The 17245-nt window shown below is 66.4% G+C and carries 12 protein-coding genes; all 12 read right to left on the bottom strand.

Translation table 11 applies throughout. From position 1 onward, the window contains the following. Positions 1-74: 74 nt before the first annotated feature. The 12 genes from tuf to rplK all read right to left on the bottom strand — a co-directional run bounded on the left by tuf (position 75) and on the right by rplK (position 17239). Positions 75-1268 carry an elongation factor Tu gene (tuf, locus tag K7396_RS20425; protein ID WP_086717603.1) on the bottom strand — a complete coding sequence of 398 codons (1194 nt, stop codon included), beginning with the start codon at positions 1266-1268 and terminating at the stop codon, positions 75-77. Between the two features lie 155 nt (positions 1269-1423). Then, entirely contained in the window at positions 1424-3544 is a 2121-nt protein-coding gene (gene fusA, locus K7396_RS20420) for an elongation factor G (RefSeq protein ID WP_086717601.1), read from the bottom strand. Between the two features lie 39 nt (positions 3545-3583). Beyond that, complete coding sequence (gene rpsG, locus K7396_RS20415) at positions 3584-4054, bottom strand: 30S ribosomal protein S7 (protein WP_004571813.1); 471 nt, start codon at positions 4052-4054, stop codon at positions 3584-3586. A 2-nt stretch (positions 4055-4056) separates the two neighbouring features. Continuing rightward, the gene (gene rpsL, locus K7396_RS20410) at positions 4057-4428 is read right to left on the bottom strand and encodes a 30S ribosomal protein S12 (protein WP_003948652.1); all 372 of its coding nucleotides are present in this window, start codon (positions 4426-4428) and stop codon (positions 4057-4059) included. A gap of 402 nt (positions 4429-4830) precedes the next feature. Beyond that, a complete protein-coding gene (locus K7396_RS20405; RefSeq protein ID WP_086717598.1) occupies positions 4831-5313 on the bottom strand; it encodes a DUF1707 and DUF4190 domain-containing protein in 483 nt (160 codons plus the stop codon). A 231-nt stretch (positions 5314-5544) separates the two neighbouring features. Continuing rightward, entirely contained in the window at positions 5545-9444 is a 3900-nt protein-coding gene (locus K7396_RS20400) for a DNA-directed RNA polymerase subunit beta' (protein WP_086717596.1), read from the bottom strand. Between the two features lie 100 nt (positions 9445-9544). Then, complete coding sequence (gene rpoB, locus K7396_RS20395) at positions 9545-13030, bottom strand: DNA-directed RNA polymerase subunit beta (RefSeq protein ID WP_086717594.1); 3486 nt, start codon at positions 13028-13030, stop codon at positions 9545-9547. A 625-nt stretch (positions 13031-13655) separates the two neighbouring features. Continuing rightward, on the bottom strand, positions 13656-14042 hold the full coding sequence (rplL, locus tag K7396_RS20390; RefSeq protein WP_086717591.1) for a 50S ribosomal protein L7/L12: 387 nt from the start codon (positions 14040-14042) through the stop codon (positions 13656-13658). A gap of 84 nt (positions 14043-14126) precedes the next feature. Beyond that, positions 14127-14678 (bottom strand): 50S ribosomal protein L10, encoded by a 552-nt coding sequence (gene rplJ, locus K7396_RS20385; protein WP_086717588.1) that lies wholly within the window; start codon positions 14676-14678, stop codon positions 14127-14129. Positions 14679-14993: 315 nt separating this feature from the next. After that, positions 14994-15857, bottom strand: coding sequence for a hypothetical protein (locus K7396_RS20380; protein ID WP_158101119.1), 864 nt, complete (start codon positions 15855-15857; stop codon positions 14994-14996). Between the two features lie 148 nt (positions 15858-16005). Continuing rightward, positions 16006-16722 carry a 50S ribosomal protein L1 gene (gene rplA, locus K7396_RS20375; RefSeq protein ID WP_086717584.1) on the bottom strand — a complete coding sequence of 239 codons (717 nt, stop codon included), beginning with the start codon at positions 16720-16722 and terminating at the stop codon, positions 16006-16008. A gap of 82 nt (positions 16723-16804) precedes the next feature. Next, positions 16805-17239 carry a 50S ribosomal protein L11 gene (gene rplK / locus K7396_RS20370; RefSeq protein WP_009715899.1) on the bottom strand — a complete coding sequence of 145 codons (435 nt, stop codon included), beginning with the start codon at positions 17237-17239 and terminating at the stop codon, positions 16805-16807. Positions 17240-17245: the final 6 nt, after the last annotated feature.

Below are 17245 nucleotides of genomic sequence, written 5' to 3'. Positions count from 1 at the left end.
CCGCCCACCTGATGGTGGACGGGGCTCCTTGTGAGCTCCGGGGAGCTACGACCGGGTCGACCGGATCAGCGAAATTACTTCGTGATCTTGGTGACCTGGCCGGCGCCGACGGTCCGGCCACCCTCACGGATGGCGAACTTCAGGCCCTCCTCCATGGCGACCGGCTGGATCAGCTCGACCGACATCTCGGTGTTGTCGCCCGGCATGACCATCTCGGTGCCCTCGGGGAGGGTCACGACGCCGGTCACGTCCGTGGTACGGAAGTAGAACTGCGGGCGGTAGTTGTTGAAGAACGGGGTGTGGCGGCCACCCTCGTCCTTCGACAGGATGTACGCCTGGGCCTCGAACGAGGTGTGCGGCGTGACCGAGCCCGGCTTGATGATGACCTGGCCGCGCTCGACGTCCTCGCGCTTGATGCCACGGAGGAGCAGACCGACGTTCTCACCGGCCTGGCCCTCGTCGAGGAGCTTGCGGAACATCTCGATGCCGGTGACCGTGGTGGTGGTCTTCTCGGTCTTGATGCCGATGATGTCGACGGTCTCGTTGACCTTGAGGACACCACGCTCGATACGACCGGTGACAACGGTGCCACGGCCGGTGATCGTGAAGACGTCCTCGATCGGCATCAGGAACGGCTTGTCGACGTCACGCTCGGGCTGCGGGATCGACTCGTCGACGGCGGCCATGAGCTTGAGGACGGAGTCGCCCCACTCCTTGTCGCCCTCGAGCGCCTTGAGCGCCGAGACCTTGACGACCGGAACGTCGTCGCCGGGGAACTCGTACTCGGAGAGGAGCTCACGGACCTCGAGCTCGACGAGCTCCAGGATCTCCTCGTCGTCCACCATGTCGGCCTTGTTCAGGGCGACAACGATGTAGGGAACGCCGACCTGGCGGGCCAGGAGCACGTGCTCCTTGGTCTGCGGCATCGGGCCGTCGGTGGCGGCGACCACCAGGATGGCGCCGTCCATCTGCGCCGCACCGGTGATCATGTTCTTGATGTAGTCCGCGTGACCCGGGCAGTCGACGTGGGCGTAGTGACGGTTCTCCGTCTGGTACTCGACGTGCGCGATGGAGATCGTGATACCGCGCTGGCGCTCCTCAGGAGCCTTGTCGATCTGGTCGAAGGCCGAGGCCTCGTTCAGCTCCGGGTACGCGTCGTGCAGCACCTTGGTAATGGCGGCCGTGAGGGTCGTCTTACCGTGGTCAATGTGACCGATGGTGCCGATGTTGACGTGCGGCTTAGTCCGCTCGAACTTCGCCTTCGCCACTGGTTCCTCCTGAAGTGGTTCTGTACGCCTTACTCATCGGCGCCAGGTGATCTTTGCTGGGATGCCGGCTGACGGGGCAATCCTCACGGATTGCGGGGATCACCCCGTCAGACGGTGTCAAGCCTAAAGCGTGTTCCGACTCTCGGGAGACGGAGCTACTCGCCCTTGGCCTTCGCGATGATCTCCTCGGCGACGTTCCGGGGAACCTCGGCGTAGGAGTCGAACTGCATCGAGTAGCTCGCGCGACCCGACGTCTTGCTGCGGAGGTCTCCGACGTAGCCGAACATCTCCGAGAGCGGAACCAGGCCCGTGACGAGCTTGGCGCCGCTGCGGTCCTCCATGGACTGGATCTGACCACGGCGGGAGTTGATGTCGCCGATCACGTCGCCCATGTAGTCCTCGGGCGTGGTGACCTCGACCTTCATCATCGGCTCGAGCAGGGCCGGGGAGGCCTTGCGGGCGGCCTCCTTGAAGGCCATCGAACCGGCGATCTTGAAGGCCATTTCCGAGGAGTCGACCTCGTGGAAGGCACCGTCGAGCAGGGTGACCTTGACACCGGTCAGCGGGTAGCCGGCGAGAACACCGAACTCCATGGCCTCCTGGCAGCCCGCGTCCACGGACGGGATGTACTCCCGCGGGATACGGCCACCGGTGACCTTGTTCTCGAACTCGTAACCGTCGCCCTCGAGGGGCGCGATCGCGATCTGCACCTTCGCGAACTGGCCGGAACCACCAGTCTGCTTCTTGTGCGTGTAGTCGAGACGCTCGACGGCCTTGCGCAGGGTCTCGCGGTAGGCGACCTGCGGCTTGCCGACGTTGGCCTCGACCCGGAACTCACGCTTCATACGGTCGACCAGCACGTCGAGGTGCAGCTCGCCCATACCCGCGATGATGGTCTGGCCGGTCTCCTCGTCGGTGTGCACCTGGAACGAGGGGTCCTCTTCGGCGAGACGCTGGATGGCGACACCCAGCTTCTCCTGGTCGCCCTTGGACTTGGGCTCGATGGCGACCTGGATGACCGGTGCGGGGAACTCCATCGACTCCAGGATGACCTGGTTCGACGCGTCGCAGAGGGTCTCACCGGTGGTGGTCTGCTTCAGACCCATGACGGCGACGATGTCACCGGCACCCACCGACTCGATCTCCTCACGCTTGTTCGCGTGCATCCGGTAGATCTTGCCGATGCGCTCCTTCTTGCCCTTCACCGAGTTCTGCACCTGCGAGCCGGCCTCGAGGCGGCCCGAGTACACCCGGATGAAGGTGAGCTTGCCCAGGTGGGGGTCGCTCGCGATCTTGAAGGCAAGAGCGGACAGCGGCTCTTCCTCGGACGGCTTGCGCTTGATGACCTCTTCCGGGTCGTTGACCGCGTGGCCTTCGATGGCCTCGACGTCCAACGGGGAGGGGAGGTAGCGCACGACCGCGTCGAGCAGGGGCTGGACGCCCTTGTTCTTGAACGCGGTACCGCAGAACACCGGCGTGACGGTGGTGTTCTCGGCCTTGCCCGAGGCGATGGTGATCCGGCGGATCGCCGCGTAGAGCTGCTCCACGGTGGGCTCCTGGCCCTCCAGGTACAGCTCCATGATCTCTTCATCGTTCTCGGCGACGGCCTCGAGCAGCTTGCCCCGCCACTCGTCGGCGGCCTCGAGGTGCGTGTCCGGGATGTCGACGGTGTCGTACATCTCGCCCTTGGCGGCCTCGGCCGACCAGACCAGGGCCTTCATGGTGACGAGGTCGACGACGCCCTTGAAGTCCGCCTCGGTGCCGATCGGCAGCTGCATCACGATCGGGGTCGCGCCCAGGCGGTCCACGATCATGTCGACGCAGCGGTGGAACTCGGCACCCGTGCGGTCGAGCTTGTTGACGAAGCAGATACGCGGCACGCCGTAGCGGTCCGCCTGTCGCCAGACGGTCTCGGACTGCGGCTCGACACCGGCAACGCCGTCGAACACCGTCACCGCACCGTCCAGGACGCGCAGCGAGCGCTCCACCTCGACCGTGAAGTCGACGTGGCCCGGGGTGTCGATGATGTTGATGGTGTTGTCGACGTTTTCCAGCGGCCAGTGGCAGGTCGTCGCGGCAGACGTGATCGTGATGCCGCGCTCCTGCTCCTGCTCCATCCAGTCCATCGTGGCAGCGCCGTCGTGGACCTCACCGATCTTGTACGAGACACCGGTGTAGAACAGGATCCGCTCGGTGGTGGTCGTCTTGCCCGCGTCGATGTGGGCCATGATCCCGATGTTGCGGACCTTGGCCAGGTCAAGCGAAGTGGTAGCCATAGTGGCTCAATCTTCTCTCGGTCTCGATGTGGGTTGCGACTACCAGCGGTAGTGCGCGAAGGCCTTGTTGGACTCGGCCATCTTGTGCGTGTCCTCACGCTTCTTGACCGAAGCGCCGAGGCCGTTGGAGGCGTCGAGCAGTTCGTTCATGAGGCGCTCGGTCATGGTCTTCTCGCGGCGGGCGCGGGAGTAGCCCACGAGCCAGCGGAGCGAGAGGGTGGCGGCGCGGCCGGGCTTGACCTCGACCGGGACCTGGTAGGTCGCGCCACCGACACGGCGGGACTTGACCTCGAGGGTCGGCTTGATGTTCTCGAGCGCGCGCTTGAGCGTGATGACCGGGTCGTTGCCGGTCTTCTCGCGCAGACCCTCCATGGCGCCGTAAACGATGCGCTCGGCGGTGGAGCGCTTTCCGTTCAGCAGCACCTTGTTGATGAGGGAGGTCACCAGAGGAGAACCGTAGACCGGGTCGATGATGACCGGGCGCTTCGGGGCGGGGCCCTTACGAGGCATTCTTACTTCTCCTTCTTGGCGCCGTAGCGGCTGCGAGCCTGCTTGCGGTTCTTGACGCCCTGCGTGTCGAGGGAGCCGCGGATGATCTTGTACCGAACACCCGGCAGGTCCTTCACACGACCACCACGCACGAGCACGATCGAGTGCTCCTGCAGGTTGTGGCCCTCACCCGGAATGTAAGCGGTGACCTCGATCCCGCTGGTCAGACGCACACGCGCGACCTTACGCAGGGCCGAGTTCGGCTTCTTCGGGGTGGTCGTGAAAACACGCGTGCAGACGCCACGGCGCTGGGGGGAACCCTCGAGCGCGGGCGTCTTGTTCTTCTCGACCTTGTCCTGCCGGCCCTTGCGGACCAGCTGCTGGATCGTAGGCACCGTTTCTCCGGTTTCTGTGTGCCAGTCTCGGTAAAGCTAACCTGGAACATTCCCCGACCCACGCGGTCGGGTGTGTCGAATACTGCAGTCCGGTCCCTCGCTGGAACGAGTGAGGCGGCAGATTGCGGTGTCAAAACCCGGCTTCCGTGCTGTCGCGCTCCAGGCCAGAGGCTGTGGGGTGTGCGCGCACGGCAGCCCAGGGACACCCCAGGCACAAGGTCAGAGCGTACCTACCGCATGGGCTGCGGTCAAAACAAATGCACACGCGAAGGACACGCCGGACTCCTCACGGCGATGCGGCCACCGTAGTGCGATCGGCGACCGTACGGAAGAAGGCGCCACGCCGCCGCCGCGGCATCGCCACCGCCCCTCCCCCGCCGGCGCCGCGGGCCCGCGCACCGGTCAGATATTGACCGCTGCCGCCAGGACGAAGACCAGCAGGAACAGCGTCCAGCCGCCGATCGCCAGCCAGCCCAGCACCAGCCCCGTGATCGCCTGGCCGTCACCGCGCTCGCCGGTGCGGCGGATCTCGGCGCGTGCCTTGTGGCCCAGGATGACGGCCGGAATCGCGGTCAGCCCCCATGTCGGCAGCGTCATCAGCCCGCACACCAACGAGCCGGTCGCCGAGCCGTTCGTCGTCACCGGCACCGGCATCTGCATCGGCATGAACGTCGCCGGCACCATCGGCCGCTGCGGCACGAACTGCGCCTGCGGCACCGGCCCCTGCGGAAGGTCCGCGACCAGCATCTGCAGCTCGGCGTGCGTCTGCGCCTTGTAGGCCCGCGTGATCCGCTGCTCGTACTCCGGCTGCAGCAGCCGCCCCTCGGCGAACCCCGCCTTGAGCACATCGACCGTCCGCTCACGATCGGCGTGCGAGGCACGCATGGCAGGCACCTGAGGCGACGGCTGAGCCGGCTGCCCGCCCTGCCACGGCTGGAATGCCACTTCGCGAACCTCCCCCCGCTCGACAGTTCTCCCCATCTTCTCATCACAGACGCAGCAATGGGAGGACAAGTTCCCCCGCACGGCCCACGACCGCGGGAATGTGCCGGACAACGCCGCAGGGCGGCCATCCCGTGAGGGATGGCCGCCCTGTTGCTGTCGTACGGACCAGGATTACTGGTTGTACGGACCGTAGTCGTAGTCCTCCAGCGGGACCGCCTGGCCGGAGCCGGTGCCGAAGGGCGAGTAGTCGATGTCGTCGTAACCGACGGCCGAGTACATCGCGGCCTTCGCCTCCTCGGTGGGCTCGACCCGGATGTTGCGGTAGCGGGACAGGCCCGTACCGGCCGGGATGAGCTTACCGATGATGACGTTCTCCTTGAGGCCGATCAGGGAGTCCGACTTGGCGTTGATCGCCGCGTCGGTCAGGACCCTGGTCGTCTCCTGGAAGGACGCCGCCGACAGCCACGACTCGGTGGCCAGCGAAGCCTTGGTGATACCCATCAGCTGCGGACGGCCGGAGGCCGGGTGGCCGCCTTCCGCCACGACGCGACGGTTCTCGCCCTCGAACTTCGTGCGCTCCACCAGCTCGCCCGGCAGCAGCTCCGCGTCGCCGGACTCGATGATCGTCACGCGGCGCAGCATCTGCCGGATGATGATCTCGATGTGCTTGTCGTGGATCGCCACGCCCTGGCTGTTGTAGACCTTCTGGACCTCGCCGACCAGGTGGACCTGGACGGCACGCTGGCCGAGGATCCGCAGCACGTCGTGCGGGTTGACGGCACCCACGGTCATCGGCTGGCCGACCGTGACGTGGTCGCCCTCGCCCACCAGCAGACGGGCACGCTTGGAGACGCCGTAGGCCATCTCGTCGCTGCCGTCGTCCGGGGTGACGACGACCTTCTTGGTCTTCTCGGTCTCCTCGATCCGGACGCGGCCTGCCGCCTCCGAGATCGGGGCGACGCCCTTGGGCGTACGGGCCTCGAAGAGCTCGACGACACGCGGCAGACCCAGGGTGATGTCGTCACCGGCCACACCACCGGTGTGGAAGGTACGCATCGTCAGCTGGGTGCCGGGCTCACCGATGGACTGGGCGGCGATGATGCCGACCGCCTCACCGATGTCGACCAGCTTGCCGGTGGCCAGCGAACGGCCGTAGCAGAAGGCACAGGTGCCGACCGCGGACTCACAGGTCAGGACCGAGCGGGTCTTGACCTCCTCGACGCCCGCGTTGACCAGCGCGTCGATGAGCACGTCACCGAGGTCGACGTTGGCCGGCGCGACGACCTTGCCGTCGACGACGACGTCCTCGGCGAGCATGCGGGCGTAGACGCTGGACTCGACGTCGTCCGCCTTGCGCAGGACACCGGCGGCGTCCTTCGAGGCGATCCGCAGCTTGAGGCCGCGCTCGGTGCCGCAGTCCTCCTCGCGAATGATGACGTCCTGGGAGACGTCGACCAGACGACGGGTGAGGTAACCGGAGTCGGCGGTACGAAGGGCGGTGTCCGCCAGACCCTTACGGGCACCGTGCGTGGAGATGAAGTACTCCAGCACGGACAGACCCTCGCGGAACGACGCCTTAATGGGACGCGGGATGGTCTCGTTCTTCGCGTTCGACACCAGACCACGCATACCGGCGATCTGCCGCATCTGCATCATGTTTCCTCGGGCACCCGAGTCAACCATCATGAAGATGGGGTTCGTCTTGGGGAAGTTCTCGTTCATCGCCTCGGCGACCTCGTTGGTCGCCTTGGTCCAGATGTTGATCAGTTCCTGAGTGCGCTCGTCCTTGGTGATCAGACCGCGCTCGTACTGCTTCTGGACCTTCTCGTCCTGGGCCTCGTAGCCCGCGACGATGGCCTTCTTGGCCTCCGGCACGACGATGTCCGAGACGGCGACGGTGACGCCGGAACGGGTCGCCCAGTGGAAGCCGGCCGCCTTCAGGTTGTCGAGCGTCGCCGCCACGATGACCTTGGGGTAGCGCTCGGCCAGGTCGTTGACGATCGCGGAGAGCTGCTTCTTGCCCACCGAGTAGTCGACGAACGGGTAGTCCTCGGGCAGCAGCTCGTTGAAGAGCGCGCGGCCCAGGGTGGTGCGCAGCCGGAAGCTGTCACCCTGCTGCCACTCGGGCTCGCCCTCCTCCGGAACCGGCGGGGTCCAGCCGCGGGGCGGGACGGTGCCGATCGGGAAGCGGATGTCGACCTTCGCCTGCAGCGAGAGCTCGCGGGCGTCGAAGGCCATGATGGCCTCGGCGACCGAGCCGAAGGCCCGGCCCTCGCCCTTGACCTCGCGCTCCTCTTCATCCGTGGTGAGGAAGAAGAGGCCGAGCACCATGTCCTGGGTCGGCATGGTGACCGGACGGCCGTCGGCCGGCTTGAGGATGTTGTTCGAGGACAGCATCAGGATGCGGGCCTCGGCCTGGGCCTCCGCGGACAGCGGGAGGTGGACGGCCATCTGGTCACCGTCGAAGTCCGCGTTGAACGCGGTGCAGACGAGCGGGTGAATCTGAATGGCCTTGCCCTCGACCAGCTGCGGCTCGAAGGCCTGGATGCCCAGACGGTGCAGGGTGGGCGCACGGTTCAGCAGCACCGGGTGCTCGGCGATGACCTCTTCGAGCACGTCGTAGACGACCGTGCGGCCGCGCTCGACCATGCGCTTGGCCGACTTGATGTTCTGCGCGTGGTTGAGGTCCACCAGGCGCTTCATCACGAACGGCTTGAAGAGCTCCAGCGCCATGGCCTTGGGCAGACCGCACTGGTGCAGCTTGAGCTGCGGGCCGACGACGATGACGGAACGCGCCGAGTAGTCGACTCGCTTACCGAGCAGGTTCTGACGGAAACGGCCCTGCTTACCCTTCAGCATGTCGCTGAGGGACTTCAGCGGGCGGTTACCGGGACCGGTGACCGGACGGCCGCGACGACCGTTGTCGAACAGCGCGTCGACGGCCTCCTGGAGCATCCGCTTCTCGTTGTTCACGATGATCTCGGGCGCGCCGAGGTCGAGAAGCCGCTTCAGGCGGTTGTTGCGGTTGATCACACGGCGGTACAGGTCGTTCAGGTCGGAGGTCGCGAAGCGGCCACCGTCCAGCTGCACCATCGGACGCAGGTCCGGCGGGATCACCGGGATGCAGTCCAGCACCATGCCCTTGGGGCTGTTGCGGGTCTGCAGGAAGGCGGAGACGACCTTGAGGCGCTTGAGCGCACGGGTCTTCTTCTGGCCCTTGCCGGTACGGATGATCTCGCGGAGGCGCTCGGCCTCCTCGTCGAGGTCGAAGGTCTCCAGGCGCTTCTGCAGGGCAGCGGCACCCATGGAGCCGTCGAAGTACGTGCCGAAGCGGTCCCGCAGCTCGCGGTAGAGCAGCTCGTCGCCCTCGAGGTCCTGGACCTTGAGGTTCTTGAAGCGGCTCCAGACCTCGTCGAGACGGTCGATCTCGCGCTGCGCGCGGTCGCGCAGCTGCTTCATCTCACGCTCGGCACCCTCGCGCACCTTGCGGCGCACGTCGGCCTTGGCGCCCTCGGCCTCCAGCTCGGCCAGGTCGGTCTCGAGCTTCTTGGCGCGGGCCTCCAGGTCGGAGTCGCGGCGCTGCTCGATCTGCTGGCGCTCGACGGAGACGTGGGCCTCCAGCGAGGGCAGGTCGCGCGTACGGCGCTCCTCGTCCACCCACGTGATCATGTAGGCGGCGAAGTAGATGACCTTCTCGAGGTCCTTGGGGGCGAGGTCCAGCAGGTAGCCCAGCCGGCTCGGCACGCCCTTGAAGTACCAGATGTGGGTCACGGGAGCGGCCAGCTCGATGTGGCCCATCCGCTCACGGCGCACCTTGGCACGAGTGACCTCGACGCCGCAGCGCTCGCAGATGATGCCCTTGAAGCGGACGCGCTTGTACTTACCGCAGTAGCACTCCCAGTCCCGGGTCGGACCGAAGATCTTCTCGCAGAAGAGTCCGTCCTTTTCGGGCTTGAGGGTGCGGTAGTTGATGGTCTCGGGCTTCTTGACCTCGCCGTGGCTCCACTGACGGATGTCGTCAGCGGTGGCCAGACCGATCCGGAGCTCATCGAAGAAGTTGACGTCGAGCACTATGCGTCAATCCCTCTCAGGGTTGTAAGTCTTGGGGTCTGAAACGGGGGTCCTGGGGCCGGCCGGGGGAGCCATCGCTGACTCCCCGGCCGGACTCCCGTCAGACCTCTTCGACGCTGCTCGGCTCGCGCCGGGACAGGTCGATGCCGAGCTCCTCCGCAGCGCGGAAGACGTCCTCGTCGGTGTCGCGCATCTCGATGGACATGCCGTCCGAGGACAGCACCTCCACGTTGAGGCACAGGGACTGCATTTCCTTGATGAGCACCTTGAAGGACTCGGGAATGCCGGGCTCGGGGATGTTCTCGCCCTTGACGATGGCCTCGTAGACCTTCACGCGGCCGGTCACGTCGTCGGACTTGATCGTCAGCAGCTCCTGGAGGGCGTACGCGGCGCCGTAAGCCTCCAGCGCCCACACCTCCATCTCACCGAACCGCTGGCCACCGAACTGAGCCTTACCACCCAGCGGCTGCTGGGTGATCATCGAGTACGGACCGGTCGAACGCGCGTGCAGCTTGTCGTCGACCAGGTGGTGCAGCTTGAGGATGTACATGTACCCGACCGAGATCGGGTCCGGGAACGGCTCGCCGGAGCGGCCGTCGAACAGCCGGGCCTTGCCGGAGCCCTTGACCATCCGCTCGCCGTCGCGGTTGGGGATCGTCGACTCGAAGAGGCCCGAGATCTCGTCCTCGCGCGCGCCGTCGAACACCGGGGTGGCGACGTTGGAGCCGGGGGCGACCTCGTCGGCGGAGATCGCGTGGAGACGCTTCTTCCACTCCTCCTCGACGCCCTCGACCTTCCAGCCCTGGCTGGCGAGCCAGCCGAGGTGGATCTCCAGGACCTGTCCCGGGTTCATTCGGGACGGGACACCCAGCGGGTTGAGGATGATGTCGACCGGGGTGCCGTCCTCCAGGAACGGCATGTCCTCGACCGGCAGGATCTTCGAGATGACGCCCTTGTTGCCGTGACGGCCGGCGAGCTTGTCACCGTCGGTGATCTTGCGCTTCTGCGCGACGTAGACGCGGACCAGCTGGTTCACGCCCGGGGGCAGCTCGTCGCCCTCTTCGCGGTCGAAGACGCGGACGCCGATGACCTTGCCGATCTCACCGTGCGGCACCTTCAGCGAGGTGTCACGGACCTCGCGCGCCTTCTCACCGAAGATCGCGCGGAGCAGGCGCTCCTCGGGGGTCAGCTCGGTCTCGCCCTTGGGCGTGACCTTGCCGACGAGGATGTCGCCGGCGACGACCTCGGCACCGATACGGATGATGCCGCGCTCGTCGAGGTCGGAGAGGACCTCCTCGGAGACGTTCGGGATGTCCCGGGTGATCTCCTCGGGGCCGAGCTTGGTGTCACGGGCGTCGACCTCGTGCTCCTCGATGTGGATCGAGGAGAGGACGTCGTCCTGCACGAGGCGCTGCGACAGGATGATCGCGTCCTCGTAGTTGTGACCCTCCCACGGCATGAACGCGACGAGCAGGTTCTTGCCGAGCGCCATCTCGCCTTCGTCCGTGGACGGACCGTCGGCGAGGACCTGGCCCTCGATGACCCGCGCGCCCTCGTCCACGACGACCTTCTGGTTGAAGGAGGTGCCCTGGTTGGAGCGGGTGAACTTGGCGACGCGGTACGTGGTGTACGTGCCGTCGTCGTTGGCGACGGTGATGTAGTCCGCGGAGACCTCCTGGACCACACCGTCCTTCTCGGCCTTGATGACGTCGCCGGCGTCGACCGCGCAGCGGTACTCCATGCCGGTGCCGACCAGCGGCGACTCCGCCTTGATCAGCGGAACGGCCTGGCGCATCATGTTCGATCCCATGAGCGCGCGGTTGGCGTCGTCGTGCTCGAGGAAGGGGATCATGGCGGTCGCGGCCGACACCATCTGGCGCGGCGAGACGTCCATGAAGTCCACCTCGTCGGCGGGGACGAGGTCGACCTCGCCACCACGGCGGCGGACCAGGACACGCTGCTCGGCGAAGCGCATGTCGTCGGTCAGCTTCGCGTTGGCCTGGGCGATCAGGAAGCGGTCCTCCTCATCAGCGGTGAGGTAGTCCACCTCCTCCGTGACCTGGCCGTCGACGACCTTGCGGTAGGGCGTCTCGATGAAGCCGAAGACGTTGACCCGGCCGTAGGAGGCCAGCGAGCCGATCAGACCGATGTTGGGGCCTTCGGGCGTCTCGATCGGGCACATGCGGCCGTAGTGCGAGGGGTGCACGTCACGGACGTCCAGGCCGGCCCGCTCACGGGAGAGACCACCCGGGCCCAGCGCCGACAGACGGCGCTTGTGGGTCAGACCCGACAGCGGGTTGGTCTGGTCCATGAACTGGGACAGCTGGCTGGTGCCGAAGAACTCCTTGATGGAGGCGACGACCGGCCGGATGTTGATCAGGGTCTGCGGCGTGATCGCCTCGACGTCCTGGGTGGTCATGCGCTCGCGCACGACACGCTCCATACGGGCGAGACCCGTACGGACCTGGTTCTGGATGAGCTCGCCGACGTTGCGCAGACGACGGTTGCCGAAGTGGTCGATGTCGTCGGTCTCGACGACGATCTCCGTGCCGTTCTCGCCGATCGTCTCGGTCTCGCCGGCGTGCAGCTTGACCAGGTACTTGATCGTGGCGATGACGTCATCGGTGGTGAGCACACCGGCGTCCAGCGGCTCGTCGCCGCCGAGCTTCTTGTTGACCTTGTAGCGGCCGACCTTCGCGAGGTCGTAGCGCTTCGGGTTGAAGTACAGGTTCTCCAGCAGCGTCTGCGCGGCCTCACGCGTGGGGGGCTCGCCCGGACGCAGCTTGCGGTAGATGTCGAGCAGTGCGTCGTCCTGGCCCTGGGTGTGGTCCTTCTCCAGGGTGGCGCGCATCGACTCGTACTCGCCGAACTCCTCGAGGATCTGCTCGGTGGTCCACCCGAGCGCCTTGAGCAGGACGGTGACGGACTGCTTGCGCTTACGGTCGATGCGCACACCGACCATGTCGCGCTTGTCGATCTCCATCTCCAGCCAGGCACCCCGGGACGGGATGATCTTGGCGGAGAAGATGTCCTTGTCGGACGTCTTGTCGATGGAGCTGTCGAAGTACACGCCCGGCGAGCGGACCAGCTGCGAGACGACGACACGCTCGGTGCCGTTGATGCAGAAGGTGCCCTTGTTCGTCATGAGCGGGAAGTCGCCCATGAAGACCGTCTGGGACTTGATCTCGCCGGTCTCGTTGTTGGTGAACTCGGCGGTGACGAAGAGCGGAGCCGCGTACGTGAAGTCGCGCTCCTTGCACTCGTCGATGGAGTTCTTCGGGGGCTCGAAGCGGTGGTCGCGGAACGTCAGCGACATCGACCCGGAGAAGTCCTCGATCGGGGAGATCTCTTCGAAGATCTCTTCCAGACCGGACTTGGTGGGGACTTCCTGCCCACTCTCCAGCGCAGCCTCGACGCGACCCTTCCATGCGGCATTGCCGAGCAGCCAGTCGAAGCTTTCGGTCTGCAGCGCAAGGAGGTTCGGAACCCCGAGGGGCTCCTTGATCTTCGCAAAGGAGATGCGCAGCGGGGCGGTGCTGTCGCCGTTGTTCGTATTGGCAGTCGAGGCGTTGCGCGAGGCGGCCAAGAGGGGGTCCTTCCGAGGGCTCGGACTCACTACGCGCGTACCGGTCCCGAATCGAGCAGACTGAGGGATAGCCCAGGTCAGGGCGGTTCATTCAGCTTTGCTCGGGCTCGGGTATGCCCCTGGTGACGGGCAGGGAGCAGCTAACAGGCAGCGCAAAGGGTCAGTGTAGCCACTTGGCACACTGATGTCCAGAGCGAGTTTCCGGAGACCGGTTCAGCGCCGTGATACCGATCTTCTCCCTCCGGGAGGTCTTGTCCTCCCACCGGAGGAGCGCCTCGTTGTTCTTCTCTACGCCCATTGCCCTGCGCCTGCCGAAAGCCCTGCGCCAGTGGCGCACACCGATGCTTCCCTCTTCGTCGGCGATCCATGCCTCGAACCCTGGATCGCTTCAGCGTCGCGTCCCGAGAATTGCGCGCCGCGTCCGGTTCGTCAAGGCCCCCCACCTCTGGGAGATCGTCACATGGGGGCACGTCCGGGCAACGATGATCACCATACTCGCACGCAGGCGCGAGACAACGCAGCCGTGACGAGCACGCCGAAGGGCGACCACCCGCATGGGTGATCGCCCTTGGCTGCTGTCCGAGGCGCCTCAGGCGCCCTGGACGTGAGTCAGAGACTCAGTGGGTCACTTGACCTCGACGGAGGCGCCGGCGCCCTTGAGGGACTCGGCGGCCTTCTCGGCGGCGTCCTTGGCGACCTTCTCGAGGACGGGCTTCGGGGTGCCGTCGACGAGGTCCTTGGCCTCCTTCAGGCCCAGGGAGGTCAGCTCACGCACGACCTTGATGACCTGGATCTTCTTGTCGCCCGCACCGGTGAGGATGACGTCGAACTCGTCCTTCTCCTCCTCGGCGGCGGCGGCCGGGGCGCCCGGGGCACCGGCGGCGGCAACGGCGACCGGGGCAGCGGCCTCGACGTCGAACTTGTCCTCGAACGCCTTCACGAACTCGGAGAGCTCGATGAGGGTCATCTCCTCGAACTGCGCGAGCAGGTCTTCCTGGCTGAGCTTCGCCATGGTGGCGGTCCTTCCACTAATTCGGCTGGTGCCGGATGTACATGTCTGGCGGGCGTACTACGGGCCCGCTGGGCGTCCGAGTGATTACTCGGCAGCCTCGGCGGGAGCCGGCGTACCGGCACCGCCCTGCTCGACCTTGCTGCGAAGGGCGTCCGCGGTGCGGGCGAACTTCGTGAGCGGGGCCTGGAAGGTCGCCGCGGCCTTGGCCATGGACGCCTTCATGCCACCCGCCAGCTTGGCGAGCAGAACCTCGCGGGACTCGAGGTCCGCAAGCTTCTTGATCTCGTCGGCGGACAGCGCCTTGCCGTCAAGGACACCGCCCTTGATGACGAGAGCGGGGTTTTCCTTGGCGAAGTCACGAAGACCCTTCGCCGCCGTGACCGGGTCACCGGTCACGAAGGCAACAGCGGTCGAGCCCTTGAGGTGCTCGTCCAGCTGAATCCCGGCCTCCTTGGCCGCGATCTTGGTCAGCGTGTTCTTCACCACACGGTACTGAGCGTTCTCGCCGAGAGAACGACGCAGCTCCTTGAGCTGTGCCACAGTCAGTCCGGTGTAAGAAGTCACAACAGCTGCGTTGGAGTCACGGAGCTTCTCAGTGATCTCCGCAACGGCTGCGTTCTTGTCATCCGTCGCCATGAGCCTCGGCCTCCTTCCGGGTGATGAGGACCGCGCAGAAGGGGCTGGGCAAAACAAACGCCCCGGCGCAGGCGCACGGGGCGTACTCGACCGAGCGGAAATCCACCCGGGAGTTCATCCATACACACCTGCGCAGGCCGTCCGCAGCTAGCGGATCCTTCGGCCACCACACGTCCGGGACCGGACGCGCAGAGACAACCAGCGGTCTTTGGCTTCCGGGAAAAGATACGGGAGCGGCCCGCGCTCAGGCAAATCGGGTGGGAGCGGAGGCATCGGCGCGCCCCCGCTCCCCCGTCACACGGTCTGCCGTGCCGGTCAGGCGCCGGGCGGGGTCGCCGTCTGGCTCGCCGGCGGCGGGGCCACGTCGACCTTGGTGCCGTAGGCCGTGTAGAAGGCCGTGGAGTCGCTGGGCTGCTTGCCGCCGAGCTTCTCGGTCTTCTTGACCAGCAGGTTGTTCGAGTCGATCCAGACGTCGAGCTGCTCGCTCTTCGCGCCGCCCTTCGCGAACTGCTTGCGGATCATGTCACGGAGGTCCTTGCCGAGCTTGCCGCTCAGCTGGTCCAGCGTGAGGGTGCCGGTGTAGTGCGTCGCCTGGACGCCGTTGACGTCCTCCTTGCCGACGACCTTGGCCGTGCCGGAGGCGACCAGCAGATCGATCGGCTGGCCCGGGTTGGCGTTCTGCAGCGCTTCCTGGAACAGCGTGCCCGAGCCGCCCAGCTGCTTCGACAGGGTGGTGTAGGTGTACTTCATCCAGGGCTTGCCACCACCGCCCGGCATGGCGCCGCCCATGTTCATGTACACGGCGTCCTTGGTGTAGACCGCCTTGATCGGCTTACCGGGGCTGCCCCCGCCGGTCATGGTGTTCTCCACGTTCATCTGCATGCCCTGCGACCAGTCCAGCCCGCCCTTGGTGGCCTGCTTGATCTGCTTGCCGGCGACGGTCGTGGTCGTGGAGCCGTCGATCTTCGCGGTCTTCTTGCCGGCGGTGGCCTCCTGGGCCGCCTTCAGCGCGTCGACCGGGTTCTGCGCCGGGTCCTGCTTCCCGTCCGCCGCGCCGCCCTTGCCGGTGCTGCTGCTCCCGCCTCCGGACGCCTTGCCGGCGTCGTCGTTGCAGGCGGTCAGGCCGCCCACCAGGATCACGGCACCCGCCACGGCGGCGGCTATACGCGTGCTACGCACGAGAGGCTCCCCCTTAGATCATCTTTACGGACCTCGGGGCGACTGTAGTGCAGGGCACCGACAGCACATGCGTCAGGCCCCGTTCCTCCTCCGGGAGGGACGGGGCCTGACGCACGAATCACGCGCTACGAGGCGTCGATCAAGGAGATCAGACGGCCTCGTCCTCGACGAGGAGGTTGCGGGTGCGGTTGGCGTCCAGCGGGATGCCGGGGCCCATCGTGGTGGTGATGGTGGCCTTCTTGATGTAGCGGCCCTTGGCGGCGGACGGCTTGAGGCGGGTGATCTCCTCGAGCGCCGCGGCGTAGTTCTCCACCAGCTTGGCCTCGTCGAAGGAGACCTTGCCGATGATGAAGTGGAGGTTCGCGTGCTTGTCCACGCGGAACTCGATCTTGCCGCCCTTGATGTCGGTGACAGCCTTGGCGACATCCGGGGTGACGGTGCCGGTCTTCGGGTTCGGCATCAGACCACGCGGACCGAGCACGCGGCCGAGGCGGCCGACCTTGCCCATGAGGTCCGGGGTGGCGACGACGGCGTCGAAGTCCAGGCGGCCCTTGGCGACCTCGTCGATCAGTTCGTCCGAGCCGACGATGTCGGCGCCGGCGGCTTCCGCGGCCGCAGCACGGTCACCGGTCGCGAAGACCAGGACCCGGGCGGTCTTACCGGTGCCGTGCGGGAGGTTCACGGTGCCACGGACCATCTGGTCGGCCTTGCGCGGGTCGACACCCAGACGCATGGCGACCTCGACGGTCGCGTCGAACTTGACGGACGCGGTGTCCTTGGCGAGACGGACGGCCTCGAGGGGGGCGTACACGCGCTCCCGGTCGATCTTCGCGTCCGCGTTGCGAAGAGTCTTGCTGCGCTTCACTTCTGCTCCTGGTGCAGTGGGGTGGAGTCGTGGTGCGGACCAGCGCCTGGTCCTGCCACGGAGGTGCCTGAAGGGCTGAGGATCAGCCCTCGACCGTGATGCCCATGGAACGGGCGGTGCCGGCGATGATCTTCTCGGCGGCGTCCAGGTCGTTGGCGTTCAGGTCGGGCATCTTGGTGGTGGCGATGTCACGGACCTGGTCGCGGGTGATCTTGGCGACCTTGGTCTTGTGCGGCTCGCCGGAGCCCTTCTCCACGCCCGCGGCCTTCAGGATGAGCTTCGCGGCCGGCGGGGTCTTGGTGATGAAGGTGAAGGAACGGTCCTCGTAGACCGTGATCTCCACCGGCACGACCATGCCACGCTGCGACTCGGTCGCGGCGTTGTAGGCCTTGCAGAACTCCATGATGTTGACGCCGTGCTGACCCAGCGCGGGGCCGACCGGCGGAGCCGGGTTTGCGGCACCGGCCTGGATCTGGAGCTTGATAAGCCCCGTGACCTTCTTCTTCTTGGGAGGCATGCTCTC

The sequence above is a fragment of the Streptomyces angustmyceticus genome, from assembly GCF_019933235.1.
GTDB lineage: Bacteria > Actinomycetota > Actinomycetes > Streptomycetales > Streptomycetaceae > Streptomyces > Streptomyces angustmyceticus.
This window is presented reverse-complemented; position numbering and strand designations above follow the sequence as displayed.